Source organism: Streptomyces sp. NPDC059743 (genome assembly GCF_042732975.1).
GTDB lineage: Bacteria > Actinomycetota > Actinomycetes > Streptomycetales > Streptomycetaceae > Streptomyces.
In genome coordinates this window covers 34595-58958 of sequence record NZ_JBHWGS010000009.1, presented here as the reverse complement: position 1 = coordinate 58958, position 24364 = coordinate 34595, and the positions used below count along the sequence as shown (strand labels likewise).

The window sequence follows — 24364 nt, the reverse complement described above, 5'->3', positions numbered from 1 at the left end:
CTTGGTCTCACGCCAGGCTCCGGAGAATCCCTAGTCTTCCGCCGCGAGGCCCGGAATTCCTTAGGGAAAAGTACAGCGCCGCCGACCGTACGATCCGGCACGGAGAGTGTCCGAGGCCCGACTTTCCCCAGGGGAGTGCAACGTCATGACGATCGGAGCCGACATCGGAACCGACGAGGACCCGGTCGTGGTCGTCGGGATGGCCTGCCGTTATCCGGGCGGAGTCCGCTCCCCGGAAGAACTGTGGGAACTGGTCCTGGAGGGCCGTGACGCGATCTCCGGTTTCCCGGTGGACCGCGGCTGGGACCTGGAGGCACTGGCCGGCGAAGGACCGGGCCGCAGCGTGCCGGGCGAGGGCGGATTCCTGTACGAGGCCGCCGACTTCGACGCCGGATTCTTCGGTATGTCACCACGCGAGGCGGTCTCCACGGATCCGCAGCAGCGGCTGGTGCTGGAGGTGTCCTGGGAGGCGGTGGAGCGGGCCGGGATCGATCCGTACGCGCTGCGCGGCAGCCGCACCGGAGTGTTCGTCGGCACCAACGGCCAGGACTACGCCACCGTCACCCAGCGGTCGGCGGAGGATCTGGCGGGCCACGCCATGACCGGTCTGTCGCCGAGCGTCGCCTCGGGCCGGCTCGCCTACACCCTCGGTCTCGAAGGACCCGCCGTCACCGTCGACACCGCGTCCTCCTCCTCACTGGTGGCCCTGCACTGGGCCGCGCGTTCGCTGCGCGCCGGGGAGTGCACGATGGCGCTGGCGGGCGGAGTGACCGTGATGTCCACTCCGGCCGGCTTCATCGGCTACTCCCGCCAGGGCGGTCTCGCGCCGGACGGGCGGTGCAAGGCGTTCTCCGACGGTGCGGACGGCACCGCCTGGGCCGAGGGCGTCGGCATCGTCGTACTGGAACGGCTCTCCGACGCCCGCCGCGCCGGGCACGAGATCCTGGCGGTGCTGCGCGGTTCCGCGATCAACCAGGACGGCGCCTCCAACGGACTGACCTCGCCCAGCGGCCCGGCCCAGGAGCGGGTGATCCGCCAGGCACTGGCCGACGCCGGACTCACTCCGGCCGAGGTCGACGCGGTCGAGGCGCACGGCACCGGTACGAAGCTGGGCGATCCCATCGAGGCACACGCGCTGCTCGCCACCTACGGGCAGGACCGTGATCCCGCGCGACCGCTGCGGCTGGGCTCGCTCAAGTCGAACATCGGGCATGCCCAGGCGGCGGCCGGTGTCGCGGGCGTCATCAAGATGGTGCTGGCCCTGCGCCATGGGCTGCTGCCGAAGACACTCCATGTCGGCCGGCGCACCTCGCAGGTGGACTGGTCGGGCGGCGGAGTGGAACTGCTGACCGAGGCGGCGCCCTGGCCCGCCGACGGCCGTCCCCGGCGCGCTGGCGTGTCGTCCTTCGGGATCAGCGGCACCAACGCGCACCTGATCATCGAGCAGGCCCCGGAGCCGGTGCCGGATTCCGTGCCGGCGGTCCCGGCTTCGGCTTCGGGGCCTGCTTCGGCTTCGCTTCCGGCGGTCCCAGGCCCGTACGACGTGCCGTCCGAAGTGACGCCCGCCATCGTGCCCTGGCTCGTATCGGCCAGGACCGAAGCCGCCCTGGACGACCAACTCGCGCGCCTCACGGACTTCGTGGCCGCCCGTCCCGGGCTCCGCCCGGTGGACATCGGCTACTCGCTGGCGACCGGCAGGGCGGCGCTGCGCCATTGCGCGGTGCTGCTCGCGGACAGGCAGGACCGGCAGGACGACCAGCGGGACCGGCAGAGCGTCACTGGTACGGCCCGTGGAGCGGCCGGAGAAGGCACCACGGCGGTGCTCTTCCCGGGCCAGGGCAGCCAGCGCATCGGGATGGGACGCGGACTGTACGAGCGGTTCCCGGTCTTCGCCGCCGCGCTGGACACCGTGCTCTGCGAACTGGACCCGTATCTCGACGGTCCGCTCCGCGACATCATGTGGGGCGACGATCCGGAGCCGCTGAACCGCACCCGCTGGACCCAGCCCGCGCTCTTCGCCGTCGAGGTGGCGCTCTACCGCCTGATGGAATCGCTGGGCCTGCGCCCGGCCGTTGTCGGCGGCCACTCGATCGGCGAGATCGCAGCGGCCCATGTGGCAGGTGTGTTCTCACTGGCCGACGCCTGCCGGCTGGTCGCGGCGCGCGCGAGGCTGATGGGAGCGCTGCCGGCCGGTGGCGCGATGGTCGCCGTACAGGCCGCGGAGGACGAGATCCTGCCGCTGCTCGCCGGGCGCGAGGACCAGGTCTCCGTCGCCGCCGTCAATGGACCCGAGTCGGTGGTGGTCGCGGGCGAGGAGCGTACGGTCCAGGAGATCGCCGCGCACTTCACGGCCCGCGAGCGCAGGACGAAGCGGCTGCCGGTGTCGCATGCCTTCCACTCGCCGCTGATGGATCCGATGCTCGCGGAGTTCCGCTCCGTCGTGGAGTCACTGGCCTTCCACCAGCCCACCGTGCCGGTGATCTCGAACCTCACCGGAGAGCTGGCCGCCGGCCGGCTCGGCACACCCGAGTACTGGGTACGGCATGTCCGGGAGACCGTCCGGTTCGCCGACGGCGCCCGGGCATTGCGCGCCGAGAACGTGGACGTCCTGCTGGAGCTGGGCCCTGGCAGCGTGCTCTCCGCCATGGCCCAGGACAGTCTGGGCGAGGCCGCCCGGGAGCTGACCGTCGTACCGGCCCTGAGGAAGGACCGTACGGAGGAGGCCGCGCTGGTCGCCGCGCTGGGCCGGCTGCACACGGCCGGTGTTCCGCTCGACTGGCACGCCTTCTTCGCGGGCACCGGCGCCCGCAGGGTCGAACTGCCGACCTATGCCTTCCAGCACGAGCGCTACTGGCCGGCGCCGCCGCCTGCCGGCGCGACGGGCACAGGCGGCGTCGGCGCCACCGGACACCCGTTGCTGGGCAGCATGCTCGAACTCGCCGACGGCGAGGGCCTGGTGTTCACCGGCACGCTCTCCACCCGTACCCATCCCTGGCTCGCCCAGCACGCCATCGCCGGACGGATCCCGCTGCCGGGAACGGCCTTTGTGGAGCTGGCGATCCGGGCGGGCGACGAGGCCGGCTGCGACCGGATCCAGGAACTGACGCTGACGGAACCGCTCGTACTGCCCGAGCACGGCTCGGTACGGCTGCACGTACGGCTGTCCCGGGCCGACGGGATCGGCTGGCGCACCGTCACGGTCCACTCCAGGCCCGAGGGCGCCGCCCACCGGAGCTGGACCGAGCACGCGACCGGTGTACTCACACCGCGCGGGCACGGCGCCGAGCGTGGGCCGGAGGCCGGCAGCGGACGGACCGGCGAGGACCGCTGGCCGCCGCAGGGCGCGGAACCGGTGGATCTCGGCGACTACTACGAGCGTCTCGCCGACCACGGCTTCGACTACGGCCCGCCCTTCCAGGGGCTACGGGCCCTGTGGCGGCGCGGTGACGAGCGGTACGCCGAGGTCGCCCTGCCCGCCGAGGTGACCGACGCGGAGGCGTACGGACTCCATCCCGCCCTGCTGGACGCGGCCCGCCACGCCGCCATGACCGACGGCGGAGGCAGCCTGCCGGCCCGCTGGCGAGGCGTGTCCCTGCATGCCTTCGGAGCCACCGCGCTACGGATCCGGCTCTCGCCGGGACCGGACGGCGCGCCGGCGCTGAGGGCCGACGACTTCTCGGGCGCTCCGGTGCTCACGGTCGAGGAGCTGCGCGTACGGCCGCTCTCGCCGCAGGAGACGGCCTCCGCACCGCAGAGGAGCCAGGAGCCCTCCGGCCGGTCGCGGACATCGGCGCCGGTTACGAGGACCGTCCGGCCGCCCGCCGCCAAGCCGACCGCTGTTGACGCTATCGGCGAGGGCGAGGGATCGACGCTGGTCAGGCGGCTGGAGGAGATGCCCGAGGCCCGGCGGGCCCGGTATTTGCTCGAACTCGTACGGACCGAAGCCGCGGCCGTGCTCGGCCACGGCACCCCGGACGCGGTCGGCGCCCACCATGTCTTCAAGGAGATGGGCTTCGACTCACTGGCCGGCGTCGAACTCTGCGACCGGCTGGGCGCGCTCACCGGCCGGCGCTTCCCGAGCACGCTCGTCTTCAACTTCCCGACACCCGTACGGGTCGCCGACCATCTCGCGGCGGCCCTCACCACGCCCGCCACCGAGCCCGCCAACGCCGCGACGGGCTCGGCGGACGACGAACTCACCAGATTCGAGTCCGTCATCCAGTCAGTGTCGGCGGACGGTTTTGAACGCCAGGTGATCGCGGATCGCCTGGAGAAGATCATCTCCGCGCTGCGGCGATCCACGCCCTTCGCATCCCCGGACACGGATGTGCCGGGCGAGGACATCGAGACGGTGTCGGTCGACAGGCTGCTCGACATCATCGATGAAGAGTTCGAAACCACATAGAGAAATCGCTGCTTTCGTTCGCGATCCGATGATGATGAGGACGGACCGGTGCCAGAAGACCAGCAGGAAAAAGTAGTCGACTACTTGAGGCGGGTCACCTCCGATCTCCGCCGCGCGCGTCAGCGCATAGGAGAGCTGGAACTCACGAAGAACGAGCCCATCGCCCTGGTGGGAATGGGCTGCCGCCTTCCCGGCGGTGTCCGTTCCCCGGAGGAACTGTGGGATCTGGTCGAATCCGGTGGCGACGCCATATCGGGATTTCCCGGCGACCGCGGCTGGAATCTGGAGCGGCTCACCGGTGACGGCGAGGGAAGCAGCGCGACCCACGAAGGCGGATTCCTCTACGAGGCGACGGAATTCGACGCCGGATTCTTCGGGATCTCGCCGCGCGAGGCACTGGCGATGGATCCGCAGCAGCGCATGCTGCTGGAGGTGGCCTGGGAGGCGCTGGAGCGGGCCGGGATCGCCCCGACCTCGCTGCGCGGCAGCCAGGCCGGTGTCTTCGTCGGCGCCTACCACTGGGGACAGCCGTCGGCCGCCTCGGCCGGCGAACTCCAGGGACACGCGCTGACCGGCACCGCCGCCAGCGTGCTGTCGGGACGGCTCGCCTACACCCTCGGTCTCGAAGGCCCGGCCATCACCGTCGACACCGCCTGTTCCTCCTCACTGGTCGCACTGCATGTGGCGGCCCAGTCGCTGCGCAGCGGAGAGTCCTCACTCGCGCTCATCGGCGGTGTCACCGTACTGACGGAGCCCTCGGTCTTCGTGGAGTTCAGCAAGCAGGGCGGTCTCGCGCCCGACGGCCGCTGCAAGGCGTTCTCCGACGACGCCGACGGCACGGGCTGGGGAGAAGGCGTCGGCGTACTCGTCGCGGAGCGGCTCTCCGACGCCCGGCGCCACGGGCACCGGGTGCTCGCGGTACTGCGCGGCAGCGCGGTCAACCAGGACGGCGCGTCCAACGGGCTCACCGCGCCCAACGGCCCTTCGCAGGAGCGGGTGGTCCGTCAGGTCCTCGCCACGGCCGGTCTGTCGGTGTCGGACGTGGACGCGGTGGAGGCGCACGGTACGGGAACGCGGCTGGGTGATCCGATCGAGGCCCAGGCGCTGCTGGCGACCTACGGTCAGGACCGTGATCCGGAGCGTCCGCTGTGGCTCGGTTCGCTCAAGTCCAACATCGGGCACACGCAGGCAGCCGCGGGTGTGGCCGGTGTGATCAAGATGGTGATGGCGCTGCGTCGTGGTGTGCTGCCGCGTACGTTGCATGTGGAGTCTCCGTCGTCGCATGTGGACTGGTCGTCGGGTGCGGTGCGGTTGTTGTCGGAGGCGGTGGAGTGGCCGGAGACGGGCCGTCCGCGTCGGTGTGCGGTGTCCTCGTTCGGTATCAGCGGCACCAACGCCCATGCTGTACTGGAGCAGGCCCCGGTCGATGAGGGCGCCGAGGAGACATCCGAGCAGTCCACCACGGCTCCGGGCGCGGTGCCCTGGGTGGTGTCCGGGCGCGGCGAACCGGCCGTACGGGAGCAGGCGCGGGCCCTTGTCGCTCGGGTGGAGACGGCCGCTCCGAGGCCACGGCCGGTCGATATCGGGTTCTCGCTGGTCACGACTCGCGCGCTCTTCGAGAACCGTGCCGTCATGGTCGGCACGGACCATGAGGAACTCCTTGCGGCGGCGGGCGCGTTGGGCGCTGGACACTCCTCGGCCGAGCTGGTGGAAGGCGTCGCGGATGTCGAAGGGAAGACGGTGTTTGTCTTTCCCGGTCAGGGTTCGCAGTGGGCTGGGATGGGTGCTCAACTTCTCGATGAGTCGTCGGTGTTCGCGGAGCGGATCGGGGAGTGTGGGGCGGCGCTGGGTGAGTTTGTGGACTGGTCGTTGGTGGATGTGCTGCGCGGCACCGAGGGTGCTCCGTCGTTGGAGCGGGTGGATGTGGTGCAGCCTGTTTCGTTTGCGGTGATGGTGTCGCTGGCGGCGGTGTGGCGTTCGTACGGTGTGGAGCCCGATGCGGTGGTCGGTCACTCGCAGGGTGAGATTGCGGCTGCTGTGGTGTCGGGTGCGCTTTCGCTCCAGGATGGTGCGCGGGTGGTGGCGTTGCGGAGTCAGGCGATCGGTCGTCGTCTGGCTGGTTATGGCGGGATGATGTCGGTGCCGCTAGCGGTGGCCGAGGTGGAGAGCCGGCTTGAGGCATGGTCTGGCCGGGTGTCGGTGGCGGCCGTCAATGGTCCGCGTTCGGTGGTTGTTTCCGGTGAACCGGAGGCTCTGGACGAGTTGTTCGCCGAGCTGTCGGCTGAGGAGATTCGGGTTCGTTGTATCGCGGTGGATTACGCGTCGCATTCGGCGCAGGTGGAGGATTTGCGCGCCGAACTCCTCGATGTGCTGGGGTCGGTGCGTCCTCGTGCGGCCGAAGTGCCGTTCTTCTCCACGATGACCGGTGGATGGCTGGATACGGAGGAGATGGAGGCGGGGTACTGGTTCCGCAATCTGCGGCAGCGCGTGCTCTTCGCCGATGCCGTCGCCGAACTGCTCGCCACCGAGCATCGCGTGTTCGTGGAGGTCAGCTCGCATCCCGTACTGGCCATGGCCATGCAGGACATGACCGAGGAGTACGGTGAACCCGCCGTCGTCACAGGCACCTTGAGGCGCGACCGCGGCGGTCTGTCGCGTTTCCTGCTCTCCGCCGCCGAGATCTTCGTACGGGGTGTGGAGGTCGACTGGGCCCGGGTGTTCACGGACACCGGTGCCCGACGCGTGGATCTGCCCACGTACGCCTTCCAGCGCGACCGCTTCTGGAACATTCCCGCCGCTCCCGATGAGGCCGTCGCACCCGATCCGCTGGACGCGGAGTTCTGGGCGGCGGTCGAGCAGGAGGATCTCTCCGCGCTGACCTCCGCTCTGGGCACGGACGAGGACTCGGTGGCGGCGGTGCTGCCCGCGCTGTCGTCCTGGCGCAGATCGCGCCGGGACCGCTCGGCCGTCGACTCCTGGCGCTACCGGGTCTCCTGGTCTCCGCTGGGCACTGTGCCGACGGTGCCGGCAGTGCCGCTGTCGGGCTCCTGGCTGGTGGTCTCCGCCGAGGGCATCGACGACAGCGAGATCGTCGGCGCCCTGAGCGGCCATGGCGCCGAGGTGCGACGGCTCGTACTGGACGAGTCGTGTGTGGACCGTACAGTCCTCGCCGGACGGCTGGCCGGTCTCGACGGGATCAGCGGCATCGTGTCGGTGCTCGCCGAGGCGGAGGAGCCGGGCGAGCGCTATCCCGGTCTGGCGCTCGGACTGGCCCTGACGGTCTCCCTGGTCCAGGCGCTGGGCGACGCCGGAGTGGACGCGCGGCTGTGGTTCCTGACCCGTGGCGCCGTGTCCACCGGGCGCTCCGACGCGCTCGTCTCGCCCGTCCAGGCGCAGGTGGCGGGCGTGGGCTGGACGACGGCCCTGGAACATCCCCGGCGCTGGGGCGGTGTCATCGATCTGCCCGCCGCTCTCGACCAGCGGGCTGCCGGGCGGCTGGTATCGGTCCTGGCCGGCGCCGCCCGTGAGGAGGACCAGCTCGCCATCCGTGCCTCCGGTGTGTTCGCCCGCCGTATCGTCCGCGCCAGCTCCGGTGGGCCGGGGCCGTCCCGTAGCTGGACACCACGCGGCACCACACTGATCACCGGCGGCTCCGGAACACTCGCACCCGATCTCGCGCGCTGGCTGGTGGACCGAGGTGCCGGGCATGTGGTGCTTGCCAGCCGTCGAGGCATGACCGCTCCGGGCGCGGCCGAACTCGTCGCCGAACTCGCCGAGTCGGGCACCGAGGCCGTCGCGGTCGCCTGCGACATGACGGACCGGGACGCGGTGGCCTCGCTCCTGGCTGGGCTCAAGGCCGAGGGACGTACGGTACGCACCGTCATCCACACCGCCGCCGTCATCGAGCTGTACACCCTGGACGAGACCACGATGGAGTCGTTCTCCGACGTCGTGCACGCCAAGGTCGCCGGGGCCCGCCATCTGGACGAACTGCTCGACAACGACGAACTGGACGACTTCGTCCTCTACTCGTCCACCGCCGGGATGTGGGGCAGCGGTCATCACGCGGCCTATGTGGCGGGCAACGCCTATCTCGCCGCGCTCGCCGTCGAGCGCCGGGCGCGCGGGCTGCGTACCACCTCGGTGCACTGGGGCAAGTGGCCCGACGACATCGAGCGCGAACTGGCCGACCCGCACCACATCCGCCGCAGCGGTCTGCGCTATCTGGACCCGAAGCTCGCGCTGAGCGGACTGCGTACGGTCCTGGAGGACGACGAGACCGTCATCGGCCTCACGGACATCGACTGGGACACGTACTATCCCGTCTTCACCGCGGGCCGTCCCACGCGGCTCTTCGACGAGGTGCCGGAGGTCGGACGCCGGCTCACCGTGGACGACCAACAGGCAGGCGTCCGGCCGGAGTTGAGCGATCTCGCCGCGCGGCTGCGCGAGCTGACCACCTCCGAGCAGGAACGTCTGCTGCTCACTCTGGTCCGTACGGAAGCGGCGGCCGTCCTCGGTCATGCCTCGGCCGAGGCGTTCCCCGAGCGGCGCGCCTTCCGCGACATCGGCTTCGACTCGGTCACGGCCGTGGATCTACGCAACCGCATCGTGGCGGCCACCGGTCTGCGGCTGCCGTCGACCATGGTCTTCGACTATCCCAACGCCCTTGCGCTCGCGGGCTTTCTGAAGTCGGCGGCGCTGGGCGGCGACGACCGTACGGCGACGGCCGTCGGCTCCTCCGCCGCGGCAGGAGCCGGCACCGACGACGATCCGATCGCCATCATCGGTATGAGCTGCCGCTACCCGGGCGGAGCCGGCTCGCCCGAGGAGCTGATGCGGCTCGCCCTCGACGGCGCCGATGTGATCTCCGAGTTTCCCGCCGACCGTGGCTGGGACGCGGCGGCACTCTACGATCCGGATCCCGACCGGCAGGGCATGACCTACTCGCTCCAAGGCGGATTCCTGCACGAGGCCGCGGAGTTCGACCCGGGCTTCTTCGGTATCTCGCCGCGTGAGGCGGTTTCCATGGATCCGCAGCAGCGGCTGCTGCTGGAGACCTCGTGGGAGGCCTTCGAGCGCGCCGGGATCGAACTGGACTCGCTGCGCGGCAGCGCGGCGGGCACCTTCTTCGGCGCCAGCTACCAGGACTACTCGTCGAGCGTGCGGAACGGGACCGAGGGCTCCGAGGTGCATATGGTCACCGGCACGGCGGCCAGTGTGCTGTCCGGCCGGGTCTCGTATCTCTTCGGCTTCGAAGGGCCCGCCGTCACCGTCGACACCGCGTGCTCGTCCTCGCTCGTCGCGATGCATCTCGCCTGCCAGTCCCTGCGCAGCGGTGAGAGCTCGCTCGCGCTGGCCGGCGGCGCGGCCGTGATGGCCACACCGCACGCCTTCGTGGGCTTCAGCCGGCAGCGCGCTCTCGCGCTCGACGGCCGCTGCAAGCCGTTCTCCGAGGCCGCCGACGGGATGACACTGGCCGAAGGCGTCGGTGTCGTGCTGCTGGAGCGGCTCTCGGACGCCCGGCGCAACGGACACCGTGTCCTCGCCGTCGTACGCGGCTCGGCGATCAACCAGGACGGCGCGTCCAACGGCCTCACCGCGCCCAACGGCCCTTCCCAGCAACGGGTGATCCGCCAGGCCCTCGCCAACGCCGGTCTGTCGCCGTCCGAGGTGGACGCGGTGGAGGCGCACGGTACGGGAACGAAGCTGGGCGATCCGATCGAGGCGCAGGCGCTGCTCGCCACATACGGTCAGGACCGTGATCCGGAGCGTCCGCTGTGGCTGGGCTCGCTCAAGTCGAACATCGGGCACACGCAGGCCGCCGCGGGCGTCGCCGGTGTGATCAAGATGGTGATGGCCATGCGCGAGGGCGTCCTGCCCAGGACACTGCACACCGAGACTCCGTCGTCCCATGTGGACTGGTCGGCGGGCGCGGTGGAGCTGCTGCGCGAGCGGACCGAGTGGCCGGACGCGGGCCGTCCCCGGCGCGCCGGTGTGTCGTCCTTCGGGATCAGCGGCACCAACGCGCATCTGATCCTGGAACAGGCGCCCGAGGCCGAGACGGCGGGGTCGGTGGAGTCCACGGACGAGGCCGGACAGGGCGCCATCGCTATGCAGGAGTCCGCCGTGGTGCCCTGGCTGATCTCCGCCAAGTCCGAGTCGGCGCTGCGCGAGCAGGCGGCACGGCTGCTTGCCCGCGTCGAAGCCGATCCCGCGCTCTCGCCGACACGCGTGGGCTGGTCGCTCGCGACCACCCGGTCCGTCTTCGATCACCGCGCCGTGGTTCTCGGCGCGAGCCGGGACGACCTTCTGCGCTCCCTCGATGCCGTCGTCACGGCCGGCAGCGCGCCCGGTGTGGTGCGCGGCGCCGTCGGCGAGGGCTCGACGGGTGCCGTCTTCGTCTTCCCTGGCCAGGGCTCGCAGTGGTGGGGCATGGGCCGCGAACTGCTCGCGGGCTCCGAGGTGTTCCGCGAGACCGTGGACGCCTGCGCCGCCGCGCTCGCTCCGTACATCGACTGGTCGTTGCACGATGTGCTGGGCGGCGAGGGAGATCCGGCGCTGCTCGAACGCGTCGATGTGGTCCAGCCCGCGCTGTTCTCGATGATGGTGGCGCTGTCCGCGCTCTGGCGCTCGTACGGTGTCGAGCCCGCGGCGGTCGTCGGTCACTCGCAGGGTGAGATCGCCGCCGCGTATGTGGCCGGTGCCCTGACCCTGGAGGACGCCGCCGCCGTCGTCGCCCTGCGCAGCCAGGCCCTGCCCAGGCTGTCCGGTCTCGGCGGCATGATGTCGGTGGCCGCTCCCGTCGACAAGGTTGCCGCTCTGCTGGAGCCCTGGGGCGCCCAGCTCTCCGTCGCCGCTGTCAACGGCCCGTCCTCGGTGATCGTCTCCGGCGACGCGACGGCGCTCGACGAACTGCTCGCCGTCTGCGGGGAACAGAACGTCCGCGCCCGCAAGGTCTCGGTCGACTACGCCTCGCACGGCGCGCATGTGGAGGCTGTACGTGACGAACTGGCGCGGGTGCTCGCGCCGGTCAGGTCCGCGGCGCCTCGGGTGCCGTTCTACTCGACGGTGACGGGCGGCCGGGTGGCGGAGGCCGTGTTCGACGGCGACTACTGGTACACCAACCTGCGGCAGACCGTACGGATGGAGGAGGCGACGCGGGCGCTGCTGGCCGACGGACACCGTGTCTTCATCGAGGTCAGCCCGCATCCCGTACTGGCCGCGCCCATCCAGGAGACGCAAGAGACACAGGAGACCCAGGGGACGCAAGGGGCGCAGGAGACCAAGGAGTCGGCGGCCGGAGCGGTGGTCCTCGGATCGCTGCGCAGGGACGAGGGAGGCATCAGGCGCTTCCTGACCTCACTCGCCGAGGCCCATGTGCACGGCACACCGGTCGACTGGCGCACCGCGTTTCCCGAGGGCGCGCACGAACCGGTCGATCTGCCCACGTACGCCTTCCAGCGCCGGCGGTACTGGCCCGAGCAGAAGCCCGCCGCAGGGACCGACGGGCGGGTCGGGAGCGTCGGGAGTGAGGCGGACGCCGCGTTCTGGCAGCTTGTCGAGAGCCAGGATCTGGAGTCCCTCGCCGGTGAACTGGGCGTCGCCGCCAACGGTGAACTGTCCTCGCTGGGCGCGGTCCTGCCCACACTCTCCGCGTGGCGTGCCACCTCGCGTGAGCGCTCCACCGTCAACGAATGGCGCTACCGCGTCGACTGGACCAGGCTGAGCGATCCGGGCGCCGTACGTCCTGCCACACGTCCCGCAGGCCTTTCCGTCGGCCGCTGGCTCGCGGTGGTCGCCGCGGGCCGGACCGACGATCCCTGGGTCTCCGGAGTGCTCGCCGCGCTGGGCCCCGATACGGTCCGCTTCGAGGCCGACGCGGGCGCGGACCGTACCGCCTGGGCCAAGCGGCTGGCCGAACTGACCACCGATGGAACGGAGTTCACCGGCGTACTGTCCCTGCTGGCCCCGGTCGAGGAACGGCATCCGGACTTCGCCTCCGTGCCCGGCGGACTGGCGCTCACGCTCACTCTCGTCCAGGCGCTCGGCGACGCCGGGCTGCGCGCGCCGCTGTGGTGCGCCACCCGAGGCGCCGTCTCGGTGGGACGCGACGACCGGCTCGACAACCCTGTGCAGGGCGCCCTGTGGGGCCTCGGCCGGGTCGTCGCACTGGAGCACCCGGACCGCTGGGGCGGTCTGGTCGACCTCCCGGAGACGCTCGACGCACGGGCCGAGGCCCGGCTGACGGCCGTACTCGCCGGGCTGTACGGGGCGGACGGGCTGTACGGTCCGGACGGCCGAGGCGGTCCGGGCGGAACGGGCGGTCAGGGCAGTCCGAGCGGTCCGCTGGGCGGCGAGGATCAGATCGCCATCCGCCCGTCCGGTGTCTACGGCCGCCGTATGGTGCACGCCGTACCCACGGCCGGTACGCCCGAGCGTCGCTGGCGAGGCCGGGGCACGGCGCTGATCACCGGTGGTACCGGCGGTATCGGCGGCCGGATCGCCCGCTGGCTGGTCCAACGCGGCGCCGAGCATGTGGTGCTGACCAGCCGACGCGGTGAGGACGCGCCCGGCGCGCTCGAACTCCGCGCCGAACTGGAGGGACTGGGCGCCCGGGTCACCATCGCCGCCTGCGACGCCGCCGACCGTGATGCGCTCGCCGCCGTCCTCGCGGCCATTCCGGGCGACGCACCGCTGACCTCGGTGTTCCACGCCGCGGGAGTGGCGGACGGCGACGATCCGGTGGAGTCGTTGACACTGGCACGGCTCGACGCGCTGATGCGTGCCAAACTGACCGCCGCCCTCCATCTCCACGAACTGACCCACGACCTCGGCCTCGAACTCGACGCCTTCGTGCTGTTCTCCTCGGGCGCGGCCATCTGGGGCAGCGGCGGCCAGCCCGGTTACGCGGCGGCCAACGCGTTTCTCGACGCCCTGGCCGAGCACCGCAGGGCCGAGGGACTCACCGCCTCGTCCGTCGCCTGGGGCACCTGGGCCGAGGTCGGCATGGCCACCGTCGACGAGGTCCACGAACGGCTGCGGCGCCAGGGCGTGATGCCGATGGAACCGGCGCTGGCGATCGCCGCGCTCCAGCGGATGCTGGAGGACGACGACACGGCGCTCACCGTCACGCTGATGGACTGGGAACGGTTCACTCCCGGCTTCACCGCGAGCAGGCCCAGCCCGCTGCTCTCCGGGATCCCGGAGGCGGTCCGCGCGCTGGCCGCCGACAGCGCCGTACCCACCGGCGACGGCGTCCCGGCCGTCCCGCCTCTCAGGCAGCGGCTCGACGCGCTGCCGACCGCGGAACGCAGCCGCGCGCTGCTGGACGCGGTACGGGCCGACGCGGCGTCGACACTCGGCCATGACACGGCCGGAGCCATTCCGGCGACCAGGGCCTTCCGCGACGTCGGCTTCGACTCCGTGACCGCCGTCGAGCTGCGCAACCGGCTGCGGACGGCCCTCGGCCTGCCTCTGCCCGCCGCCCTGGTCTTCGACCATCCGACACCGGCGGCCCTCGCACAGCACCTCGGCTCGCTGCTGTTCGGAACCGCGCCCGAACGGAACGGCAGCGAGGGCGAGCACCGTACGAACGGCGAGGACCGTACGAACGATCCGGACGCCCGGATCCGGCACGCCCTCGCCTCCGTGCCCATCAGCCGGCTCCGTAAAGCGGGCCTGCTGGACATGGTGCTCCGGCTCGCCACCACCACCGACGACGCCACCGAGGCCTCCGGCCCGGCCGTGGCCGGCGCGAACGACTCGCTCGACGACATGGACGCAGAAAGCCTGCTGCGGCTCGCCACCGAGATCTAGTGCCCCGCAGAGATCCAGTGTCCCGCCGAAGACGAGGTCCCGTGCCCTCCCGGCGACGCGAACCGAAAGAGATCTGGAGAGAACGATGAGCACGTCCCCCAACAAGTACGTCGAGGCGCTGCGGTCGTCCCTGAAGGAGATCGAGCGGCTCCGTCAGCAGAACCAGCGACTGGTGGCAGCTGCCGAGGAACCCGTCGCCGTCATCGGGATCGGCTGCCGCTATCCGGGCGGTGTGACCTCTCCCGAGGACCTGTGGGAGCTGGTCACCGAGGGCCGCGACGTCATGGCCGGCTTCCCGGCCGACCGGGGCTGGGACCTGGAGCGCCTCGCCGGGGACGGTCCGGGCCGCAGCCTCGCCCAGGAGGGCGGATTCCTCTACGACATGGCCGACTTCGATCCCGGGTTCTTCGGCATCTCACCTCGTGAGGCCGTCGCCATGGATCCACAGCAGCGGCTGCTGCTCGAAGTGGCCTGGGAGGCGCTGGAGCGGGCCGGGATCGATCCGGCCACGCTGCGCGGCAGCCGGGCGGGCGTGTTCGTCGGTACGGCGGGACAGGACTACGGCACAGTCATCAAGGCGTCCGACGAGGACACCGAGCTGTACGCGATGACCGGGCACGCGGCCAGTGTCATCTCGGGCCGACTCTCCTACACGCTGGGCGCCGAAGGACCGGCCGTCACGGTCGACACGGCCTGTTCCTCCTCGCTGGTGGCGCTGCACTGGGCGGCGCAGGCCCTGCGCAACGGCGAGTGCACCATGGCCCTGGCGGGCGGCGCGTCCGTGATGGCCACACCGGGCCCTTTCGTCTCCTTCACCGCGCAGGGCGGAATGGCCGAGGACGGCCGGTGCAAGTCGTTCTCCGACACCGCCGACGGCACCGGCTGGGGCGAGGGCGCCGCCGTCCTCGTACTGGAGCGGCTCTCCGACGCGCGACGGGCCGGTCATCCGGTCCTGGCCGTGCTGCGCGGCAGCGCGATCAACCAAGACGGCGCGTCCAACGGGCTGTCCGCGCCGCACGGTCCTTCACAACGGCGGGTCATCCGGGCCGCCTTGGAGAACGCCCGGCTGACGCCCGGCGATGTGGACATCGTCGAGGCGCACGGTACGGGCACGACGCTCGGCGACCCGATCGAGGCACAGGCGCTGCTGGCCACCTACGGCCAGGACCGCGATCCCGGGCGCCCGCTGCGGCTCGGGTCGGTCAAGTCGAACATCGGGCATACGCAGGCGGCCTCGGGCGCCGCCGGTGTGATCAAGATGATCATGGCGATGCGGCACGGGCTGATGCCGCGCAGTCTGCACGCGGCCGAGCCGTCCGGCGATGTGGACTGGACGGCGGGCTCCGTGGAGCTGCTGCGCGAGTCCCTGGCCTGGCCGGAGACGGGCCGGGCCAGGCGTGCAGCCGTCTCCTCCTTCGGTGTGAGCGGCACCAACGCGCATGTGATCCTGGAGGAGGCTCCGGCCGACGACGAACCGGAGAGCGCCGCCGACGATACGGGCTCTGTGGTGCCGGGGGTCATTCCCTGGGCGCTCTCGGGCCGGACCGCCGCCGCCCTGGAGGCGCAGCGGGCGCGGCTGCTGTCGTTCATCGAGCGCAACCCCGGTGTACGGCCTGTCGACGTGGGTTACTCGCTCGCCACGGGACGCTCGGCGTTCGAGCACCGGGCGGTGCTGTTCGCTTCGGGAAGTGAACACACTGCCGATGTCACCGATGTCACCGATGTCACCGATGTCACCGATGTCACCGAGGCCGCCAGAGGCTTCGCCGACGAGGGACTGCTCGCCGTGCTGTTCTCCGGCCAGGGCTCCCAGCGGCTCGGTATGGGCCGTGAACTCCACGCCCGTTTCCCGGTGTTCGCCGAGGCCTTCGACGCCGTGGCCGCCGAACTCGACACCCACTTCGGCGCGGTCCTCGACCGCCCGCTGCGCGAGATCGTCTGGGGATCCGACGCCGAGCGGCTCGACGAGACCGGATGGACCCAGCCCGCGCTCTTCGCGATCGAGGTGGCGCTGTTCCGTCTCGTCGCCTCGCTCGGCATCACACCCGACTACGTAGGCGGCCACTCCATCGGTGAGATCGCCGCAGCCCACGCGGCGGGCGTCCTCACACTGGCGGACGCCTGTCGGCTGGTGGCCGCACGCGCCTCGCTGATGCAGGCCCTGCCGCGCGGCGGCGCCATGGTCTCCGTACGGGCCACCGAGGACGAGATCCGGCCACTGCTCACCGACCAGGTGTCGATCGCGGCCGTCAACGGACCGCAGTCCGTGGTGATCGCGGGTGACGAGAGCGCCGTACTGGAGATCGCCGTGCGGCTGGAGGCACAGGGCCGCCGGACCAAGCGGCTGCGCGTCTCGCACGCCTTCCACTCACCGCTGATGCGGCCGATGCTGGCCGACTTCCGCGCCGTGGCGGAGAGTCTGACGTACCACGAGCCGCGGATCCCGGTCGTCTCCCATCTGACGGGCCGGATCGCCGAGGTGGCCGAGCTGTGCTCCGCCGACTACTGGGTACGGCATGTCAGCGAGGCCGTACGGTTCGCCGACGGCATCCGCACGCTCACCGCACGAGGCGTCACCACACTGCTGGAGCTCGGCCCCGACGGTGTGCTCTCCGCCATGGCCCAGGAGTCGCTGACGGACGGCGCGATGATCGTGCCGCTGCTGCGCAAGGACCGCCCGGAAGAACTGGCGGCGGTCACCGCGCTCGCTCAGGTACATGTCCGAGGCGCCACCGTACGGTGGGCCGGGCTGTACGACGGCTGCGGCGCCCGGCGTGTGGACCTGCCGACCTATCCGTTCCAGAACCAGCGCTACTGGCCCTCCGGCAGCCGCGACGGAGCCGGCGACATCCGCGCCGCCGGACTCGGCCCGGCCGGACATCCGCTGCTCGGCGCGGCCGTCGAACTGGCCGACGGCGAAGGCGTTCTGTTCACCAGCCGGCTGTCGGTGCGCTCGCATCCCTGGCTCGCCGACCACGGGGTCCGGGGCCGGGCGCTGCTGCCCGGGACCGCCTTTGTCGAGCTGGCGATCCGGGCCGGTGACGAGGTCGGCTGCGACCGTGTCGAGGAGCTGACGCTCGCCGCGCCGCTGGCACTGCCCGAGGCTGGCGGCGCCCAGCTCCAGGTCCATGTCGGCGCCGCCGACGAGGCCGGGCGCCGGCCGCTGGGCATCTACTCACGTGCGGAGGACGGCTTCGACCTCCCGTGGTCGCAGCACGCCACGGGCTTCGTCGCGCCCGGCGTGGGAGCTGCGGGCGTCGCCGATTCCGGCTTCGACGCCACCGTATGGCCTCCGGCCGGCGCCGAGCCCGTCGATCTCGACGGCTGCTACGAACGGCTCGCCGGACTCGGCTTCGACTACGGTCCGGTGTTCCAGGGCCTGCGGGCCGCCTGGCGGCGCGGTGACGAGGTGTACGCCGAGGTCGCCCTGCCGGACGCCTCCGGCTCCGGCTCCGGCTCCGGAACCGGCGCTGGTAGCGGCACTGGCACTGGCACTGGCACTGGTACGGGCTCCGGCTCCGACGCGAGTGCCTTCGGTCTGCATCCGGCGCTGCTGGACGCCGCCCAGCACGCGGCGGCCTATACCGACCTCGGCGCCATCAGCCGTGGCGGACTGCCCTTCGCCTGGGAAGGCGTGTCGCTGACCGCCTCCGGCGCCTCGGCGGTCCGCGCCCGGATCGCTCCGGCGGGCGAGGACACGGTCTCCATCGCCGTGTACGACATGGCGGGCGGCCCGGTCCTCACCGTCGACTCCCTGGTCTCGCGCCCGGTGCCCGCCGAGCGGCAGATTGACACCGGCGCCGTCCACCGGGACTCCCTGTTCCGTGTGGAGTGGACCGCGCTCAAGGGCGCGGCCTCCGCCGGGCCCGGCGGAGCGGTCGCCGTGGTCGGCGCGGACACCGTCGGTGTCGCCGGTGCGCTGCGCGCCGGTGGTACGACCGTGACGACTCACCCCGATCTGGCGTCGCTCGCGGCGGCGGACGACGGTCCGGTGCCCGATGTGGTGCTGATGGCCGTGTCCGGAGAGCCGGGCGCCGACGAGCCCGGCGCGGTTGTGGAGGCGACACACTCCCTCGGCGCCCAGGTCCTCGCACACGTACAGCACTGGCTGGACGAGGACCGGTTCGCCGACGCCCGTCTGGTGTTCGTGACGCGCGGCGCGCTGAACGGCGACGACCTCGCCGCCGCCTCGGTCCATGGCCTCGTACGGACGGCACGCACCGAGAACCCGGGACGCTTCGGCCTCCTGGACCTGGACCCCGGCACGGCCTCACTCCCCCCGGAGGCCGTGCCGGCCATCGCCGACGAGCCGGATCTCGCGGTACGTGACGGCCAACTGCTCGCCGCCCGGCTGGCGCGTATTCCCGTGCCCGTGCCTGTGCCTGTATCCGTGCCTGTGCCGGCGTCCGTGCCCGCATCCGCGCCCGAGGAGTCGGCCGCGTGGAACGCCGACGGTACGGTGCTGATCACCGGCGGTACGGGCGGACTCGGCGGCGTACTCGCCCGGCATCTCGTCACCGAACGGGACGTACGGCACCTGCTGTTGGCGAGTCGGCGTGGCGCCGAGGCACCCGGAGCGGCCGAACTGGTCGCCGAACTGACCTCGTACGGTGCCGAGATCACCGTGGCGGCCTGTGACATCGCCGACCGGTCCGCACTGGCCGCGCTGTTGGCGTCGGTGTCGGCCGAGCATCCGCTGACCGCCGTCATCCACACCGCGGGCGTGGTCGACGACGGTGTGATCGGCTCGCTCACGCCCGAGCGGCTGAGCGGTGTGCTGCGGCCCAAGGTCGACGCGGCCTGGCATCTGCACGAGCTGACCCGCGATCTCGATCTCGCCGCCTTCGTGGTGTTCTCCTCCGTCGCCGCCATCTTCGGCAGCCCGGGACAGGCCAACTACGCGGCGGGCAACGCCTTCCTCGACGCACTGGCCGAGCACCGGCGATCAGCCGGTCTGCCCGGACTCGCGCTCGCCTGGGGCCCATGGACCCGGAGCGTCGGTATGACCGCGACGCTCACCGACATCGACGCCGAGCGCATCGCGCGCTCCGGTATGCCACCGCTCTCCGTCGGCCAGGGCGTGGCGCTGTTCGACGCGGCCCTCGCCACCGGCGCGGCCACGGTGGCGCCCGTACGGCTCGATCTGGCGGTCCTGCGCGCCCAGGGCGATATCCCGCCGCTGCTGCGCGGTGTGATACGCGCACCTGCCCGGCGCGCCGCCGCCCAGGTCTCCGGCACCGCCGACGGTCTCGCCCGGCGCCTCGCCGGAGTGAACGGCGCCGGGCGCCGCGAGATCCTGCTCGATCTCGTACGCGGCCAGGTCGCCCGGGTACTGGGCCACGTCGACGCGGCGGAGGTCGAAGCCGGCCGCCAGTTCCAGGACCTGGGCTTCGACTCGCTGACGGCGGTGGAACTGCGCAACGGCCTCAACACCGAGACCGGGCTGCGGCTCCCGGCCACCATGGTCTTCGATTATCCGACACCGAGCGCGCTCGCCGACCATATGCGCGACGAACTCCTCGGCGAGGCAGCCGACTTCACGGTCGACGCACCGGCGGTGCCGGACCGCGCGGCCCCGCCTCCGGTGGCCGACGATCCCATCGCGATCGTCGGCATGGCCTGCCGCTATCCGGGCGGTGTGACCTCGCCGGAGGAGCTCTGGCGACTGGTCATGGAGGGCGGCGACGCCATCTCCGGCTTCCCGGTCAACCGGGGCTGGGACATCGACGGACTGTACGACGCGGACCCGGACCGTCCCGGCAGGACCCATGTCCGCGACGGTGGATTCCTGCACACGGCGGGCGAGTTCGACCCGGACTTCTTCGGAATGTCACCGCGCGAGGCGATGGCGACGGACTCGCAGCAGCGGTTGCTGCTGGAGACCTCGTGGGAGGCGATCGAGCGGGCCGGTATCGATCCGCACTCGCTGCGCGACAGCCGGACCGGTGTGTTCGCCGGTGTGATGTACAACGACTACGGTCCGATGCTCACGGGCGAGGAGTACGAGGCTTTCCGCGGCAACGGCAGCGCTCCGAGCGTGGCCTCCGGCAGGGTCTCGTACACGCTGGGCCTCGAAGGCCCGGCGGTCACGGTGGACACCGCGTGCTCCTCCTCGCTGGTGGGCATGCATCTCGCCGCACAGGCGCTGCGCGGCGGCGAATGCTCACTGGCGCTGGCCGGCGGTGTGACGGTCATGTCCACTCCGAGCACCTTCGTGGAGTTCTCCCGCCAGCGAGGCCTCGCGCCCGACGGCCGCTCCAAGGCGTTCTCGGACTCGGCCGACGGTGTCGGCTGGTCGGAGGGCGTGGGTGTGCTGGTGCTGGAGCGTCTTTCGGACGCTCGGCGCCATGGCCATCAGGTGCTCGCGCTCCTGCGTGGGTCTGCGGTGAATCAGGATGGTGCGTCGAATGGTCTGACGGCGCCGAATGGTCCGTCGCAGCAGCGGGTGATTCGTCAGGCGTTGGCGAGTGGTGGGTTGTCTGCGGGTGATGTGGATGTGGTGGAGGCGCACGGTACGGGTACGACGCTGGGTGATCCGATTGAGGCGCAGGCGTTGTTGGCGACGTATGGTCGTGAGCGTGATCCGGAGCGTCCGCTGCTGCTGGGTTCGGTGAAGTCCAATATCGGGCATACGCAGGCGGCTGCCGGTGTGGCGGGTGTCATCAAGATGGTGATGGCGATGCGGCACGGGACGCTGCCGCGGACGTTGCACGTGACCGAACCGTCGTCCCATGTGGACTGGTCGGCGGGCGCGGTGGAGCTGCTGACCGAGGAGACCGCGTGGCCGGAGGTCGACCGACCACGGCGTGCGGCGGTGTCGTCGTTCGGTATCAGCGGGACGAACGCGCATGTGATCCTTGAGCAGCCGCCTACGGTCATTCAGGGAACGGTGGTTGACGGCGCCGAAGCCGAAGGGCCGGGAGGTGTGGTGCCGTGGGTGCTGTCCGGCAGGACGCCGGAGGCGCTGCGGGACCAGGCGGCCCGGCTGCTGTCGTTGGTGGAGGCACGGGCCGAGTTGCGGCCGGTGGATGTCGGGTTCTCGTTGGCGACGGGCCGTTCGGTGTTCGACCACCGCGCGGTGGTCCTGACGGGTGATGCCGAGGAGACGGTACGCGCACTGGCCGCGCTGGCGGCAGGCGAACCGGACACCCCGGCGGTCTCGGGCCCGGCCGTCGGTGGAAAGCGCGCGTTCCTCTTCTCGGGGCAGGGCTCGCAGCGGTTGGGGATGGGCCGTGAGTTGTACGGTCGGTTCCCGGTGTTCGCGGAGGCGTTGGATTCCGTACTGGCGCTGTTGGATGGTCAGTTGGGCCATTCGCTGAGGGATGTCATCTGGGGCGAGGACGCGGAAGCGCTGAACGGGACGGGTTTTGCTCAGCCTGCGTTGTTCGCGGTGGAGGTGGCGCTGTTCCGGCTGGTCGAGTCATGGGGTGTCAGGCCCGATTTTGTGGCCGGGCATTCGATCGGTGAGATCGCGGCGGCTCATGTGGCCGGGGTGTTCTCGTTGGAGGACGCGTGCCGACTGGTGGTGGCGCGTGCTTCGTTGATGCGGGCGTTGCCGGCCGGTGGTGCGATGGTCGCGGTGCGGGCCACCGAGGAGGAAGTCACTCCCAATCTCTCCGACCGTGTGTCGATCGCCGCGATCAACGGTCCGTCCTCGGTGGTGATCTCCGGCGCGGAGGAGGCCGTGGCGGATGTGGTGGCACGGCTGGAGAGGCAGGGCCGTAAGACCAGTCGTCTTCGGGTGTCTCATGCGTTTCATTCGCCGCTGATGGATCCGATGCTGGGCGAGTTCCGTTCTGTCGTTGAGGGGTTGACGTTTGCGGTGCCGTCGGTGCCGGTGGTGTCGAATCTGACGGGTGGGCTGGCGTCGGCGGGGGAGTTGTGCTCTGCGGAGTACTGGGTTCGTCATGTGCGGGAGGCGGTGCGTTTCGCGGACGGTGTGCGGACGCTGGGTGAGCAGGGTGTTCGTACGTTCCTGGAGCTGGGTCCGGACGGTGTGCTGTCGGCGATGGCTCAGGAGTCGGTGCCGGAAGGTGCTGTGACCGTACCGTTGCTTCGTAAGGACCGGTCGGAAGAGATCTCGGCCGTCATGGCACTGGCTCAGCTGCATGTGAGTGGCGCTCTCGTGGAGTGGTCGGCCTTGTTCGCGGGCACCGGCGCGCGGCCGGTGGATCTGCCCACCTACGCCTTTCAGCACCGATGGTTCTGGCCGGCTGCTTCGTCGGCGGGCGCGCGTGATGTACGGGCCGCGGGCCTGGGCTCGGCCGAGCATCCGTTGCTGGGCGCCGCTGTTGAACTCGCCGAGGGCGAAGGTGTGTTGTTCACCGGCAGGCTGTCGGTGCAGTCGCATCCCTGGCTTGCTGATCACGCAGTGATGGGCCGGATTCTGCTGCCGGGAACCGCGCTGCTGGAGTTGGCGTTCCGGGCGGGCGATGAGGTCGGCTGTGACCGCGTCGAGGAGCTGACGCTTGCGGCGCCGCTCACGCTGCCCGAGCAGAGTGCGGTTCAGGTGCAGGTACGTGTCGGTGTCGCCGATGACACCGGCCGCCGCCCGCTCGCCGTGCACTCCCGTCCTGATGCGGCCGACGAGCGGTCGTGGACACAGCACGCCATGGGTGTGCTGACCACCGGGGCCCAGGAGCCGGTCACCGGGTTCGACGCCACGCAGTGGCCGCCGCCGAACGCCGAGAAGCTGGACGTCGAGCGGTGCTACGAGCGGTTCGTGGAGCTCGGCTTCACCTATGGTCCGGTGTTCCAGGGGCTTCGGGCCGCCTGGCGTCGGGGCGGTGAGATCTTCGCCGAGGTGAGTCTGCCCGAGGGCGCCGAGGCGGGAGCGTACGGTCTGCATCCGGCGCTGCTCGACTCGGCCCTGCACGCGTCGCTCCTCGCCGGTGACGGTCAGGAGGGCACCGGCGGTCTGCCGTTCTCGTGGGAGGGCGTGTCCCTGTACGCGACGGGCGCCGCGGCACTGCGCGTACGGATCGCTCCGGCCGAGGGCAAGGACGCGGTGTCGATCGCGGTCGCCGACACCACAGGCGCGCCCGTCGCCTCGGTCGACTCGCTGCTCGTACGCGCCGTGTCGGGCGACCAGCTCGACAGTGCCACCGGATTGGCCCGGGACGCGCTGTTCACACTGGAGTGGGTCCCAGTGGCCGGCGTTCCCGCGTTCGGTGGTTCCACGGCCGGTGCGGACAGGATCGCACTGATTGGACCGGATGCCCTCGGGCTGGCCGAGAGACTGGCTCGTACGGGCGTCGAGATCGAGGTCCACGCCGATCTGGCGTCGCTGGCGGCGGGGGAGTCCTCGGTACCGGACACCGTGCTGGTCGGTGTTCATGGCACGGACGGCACCGGAGTCGGCACCGGAGTCGGCGCCGAGGCCGGGACCGGCGCCGGTGCCGCGGAGTCGGCGCACGCGCTGACCGCCGATGCCCTGGCCCTGGTGCAGGAGTGGCTGACCGAGGAGCGGTTCACCGGCTCCCGGCTGGTGTTTGTGACACGAGGCGCGGTGGCGGCCGGCGACGAGGAGGTCACCGATGTGGCCGCCGCCTCGGTCTGGGGCCTGGTGCGCTCGGCCCAGACGGAGAATCCGGGCTGCTTCGGCCTGCTGGATCTCGGCCTCGGGAACGACGGCCTTGCCCAGCTCATGGGCCGGCTCACCCGGTCTGCCGCTACGGACGAGCCGCAGATGGCCGTCCGTGACGGAGCACTCCTGGCCGGGCGGCTCGCGCGGCTGGAGCCGGACATGGCTCTGATCCCGCCCACGGGTGTGCCCTGGCGGCTGGACAGCATGACGAAGGGAAGCCTGGACGGGCTGACACCGACACCGTTCCCGGAGGCACTGGAGCCGCTGTCGGGGTGCGAGGTACGGATCGAGGTCCGTGCGGCCGGTGTCAACTTCCGTGATGTCCTCAAGGCGCTGGACATGTATCCCGGCGACGCCGGGCGTATGGGCCGCGAGGCCTCGGGCGTGGTGGTCGAGGTGGGACCGGAGGTGACCGGGCTGCGGCCCGGCGACCGGGTCACGGGCCTGGTGTCCGGAGGTTTCGGCTCGCTGGTGGTGGGCGACGCGCGGCTGCTCACCACACTGCCCGAGGAGTGGTCGTGGGAGACGGCCGCTTCGATGCCGCTCGTCTTCCT

Annotated in this window: 2 protein-coding genes and 1 pseudogene (1 of these 3 only partly in view); all 3 read left to right on the top strand. The window is 71.3% G+C overall.

The genetic code is table 11. The features are described 5' to 3' along the window. Nucleotides 1–166 precede the first annotated feature (166 nt). Nucleotides 167–4405, top strand: a pseudogene (locus ACFV6H_RS17615) (type I polyketide synthase); the annotation flags it as partial. Between the two features lie 48 nt (nt 4406–4453). Beyond that, the gene (locus ACFV6H_RS17610; protein WP_385542619.1) at nt 4454–14224 is read left to right on the top strand and encodes a type I polyketide synthase; all 9771 of its coding nucleotides are present in this window, start codon (nt 4454–4456) and stop codon (nt 14222–14224) included. A gap of 85 nt (nt 14225–14309) precedes the next feature. Continuing rightward, nucleotides 14310–24364, top strand: partial view of an SDR family NAD(P)-dependent oxidoreductase gene (locus ACFV6H_RS17605; RefSeq protein WP_385542616.1) — the start only. The gene runs 23341 nt beyond the window's last position; the window shows 10055 of its 33396 coding nt (coding positions 1–10055); its start codon is at nt 14310–14312; its stop codon lies beyond the right edge, outside the window.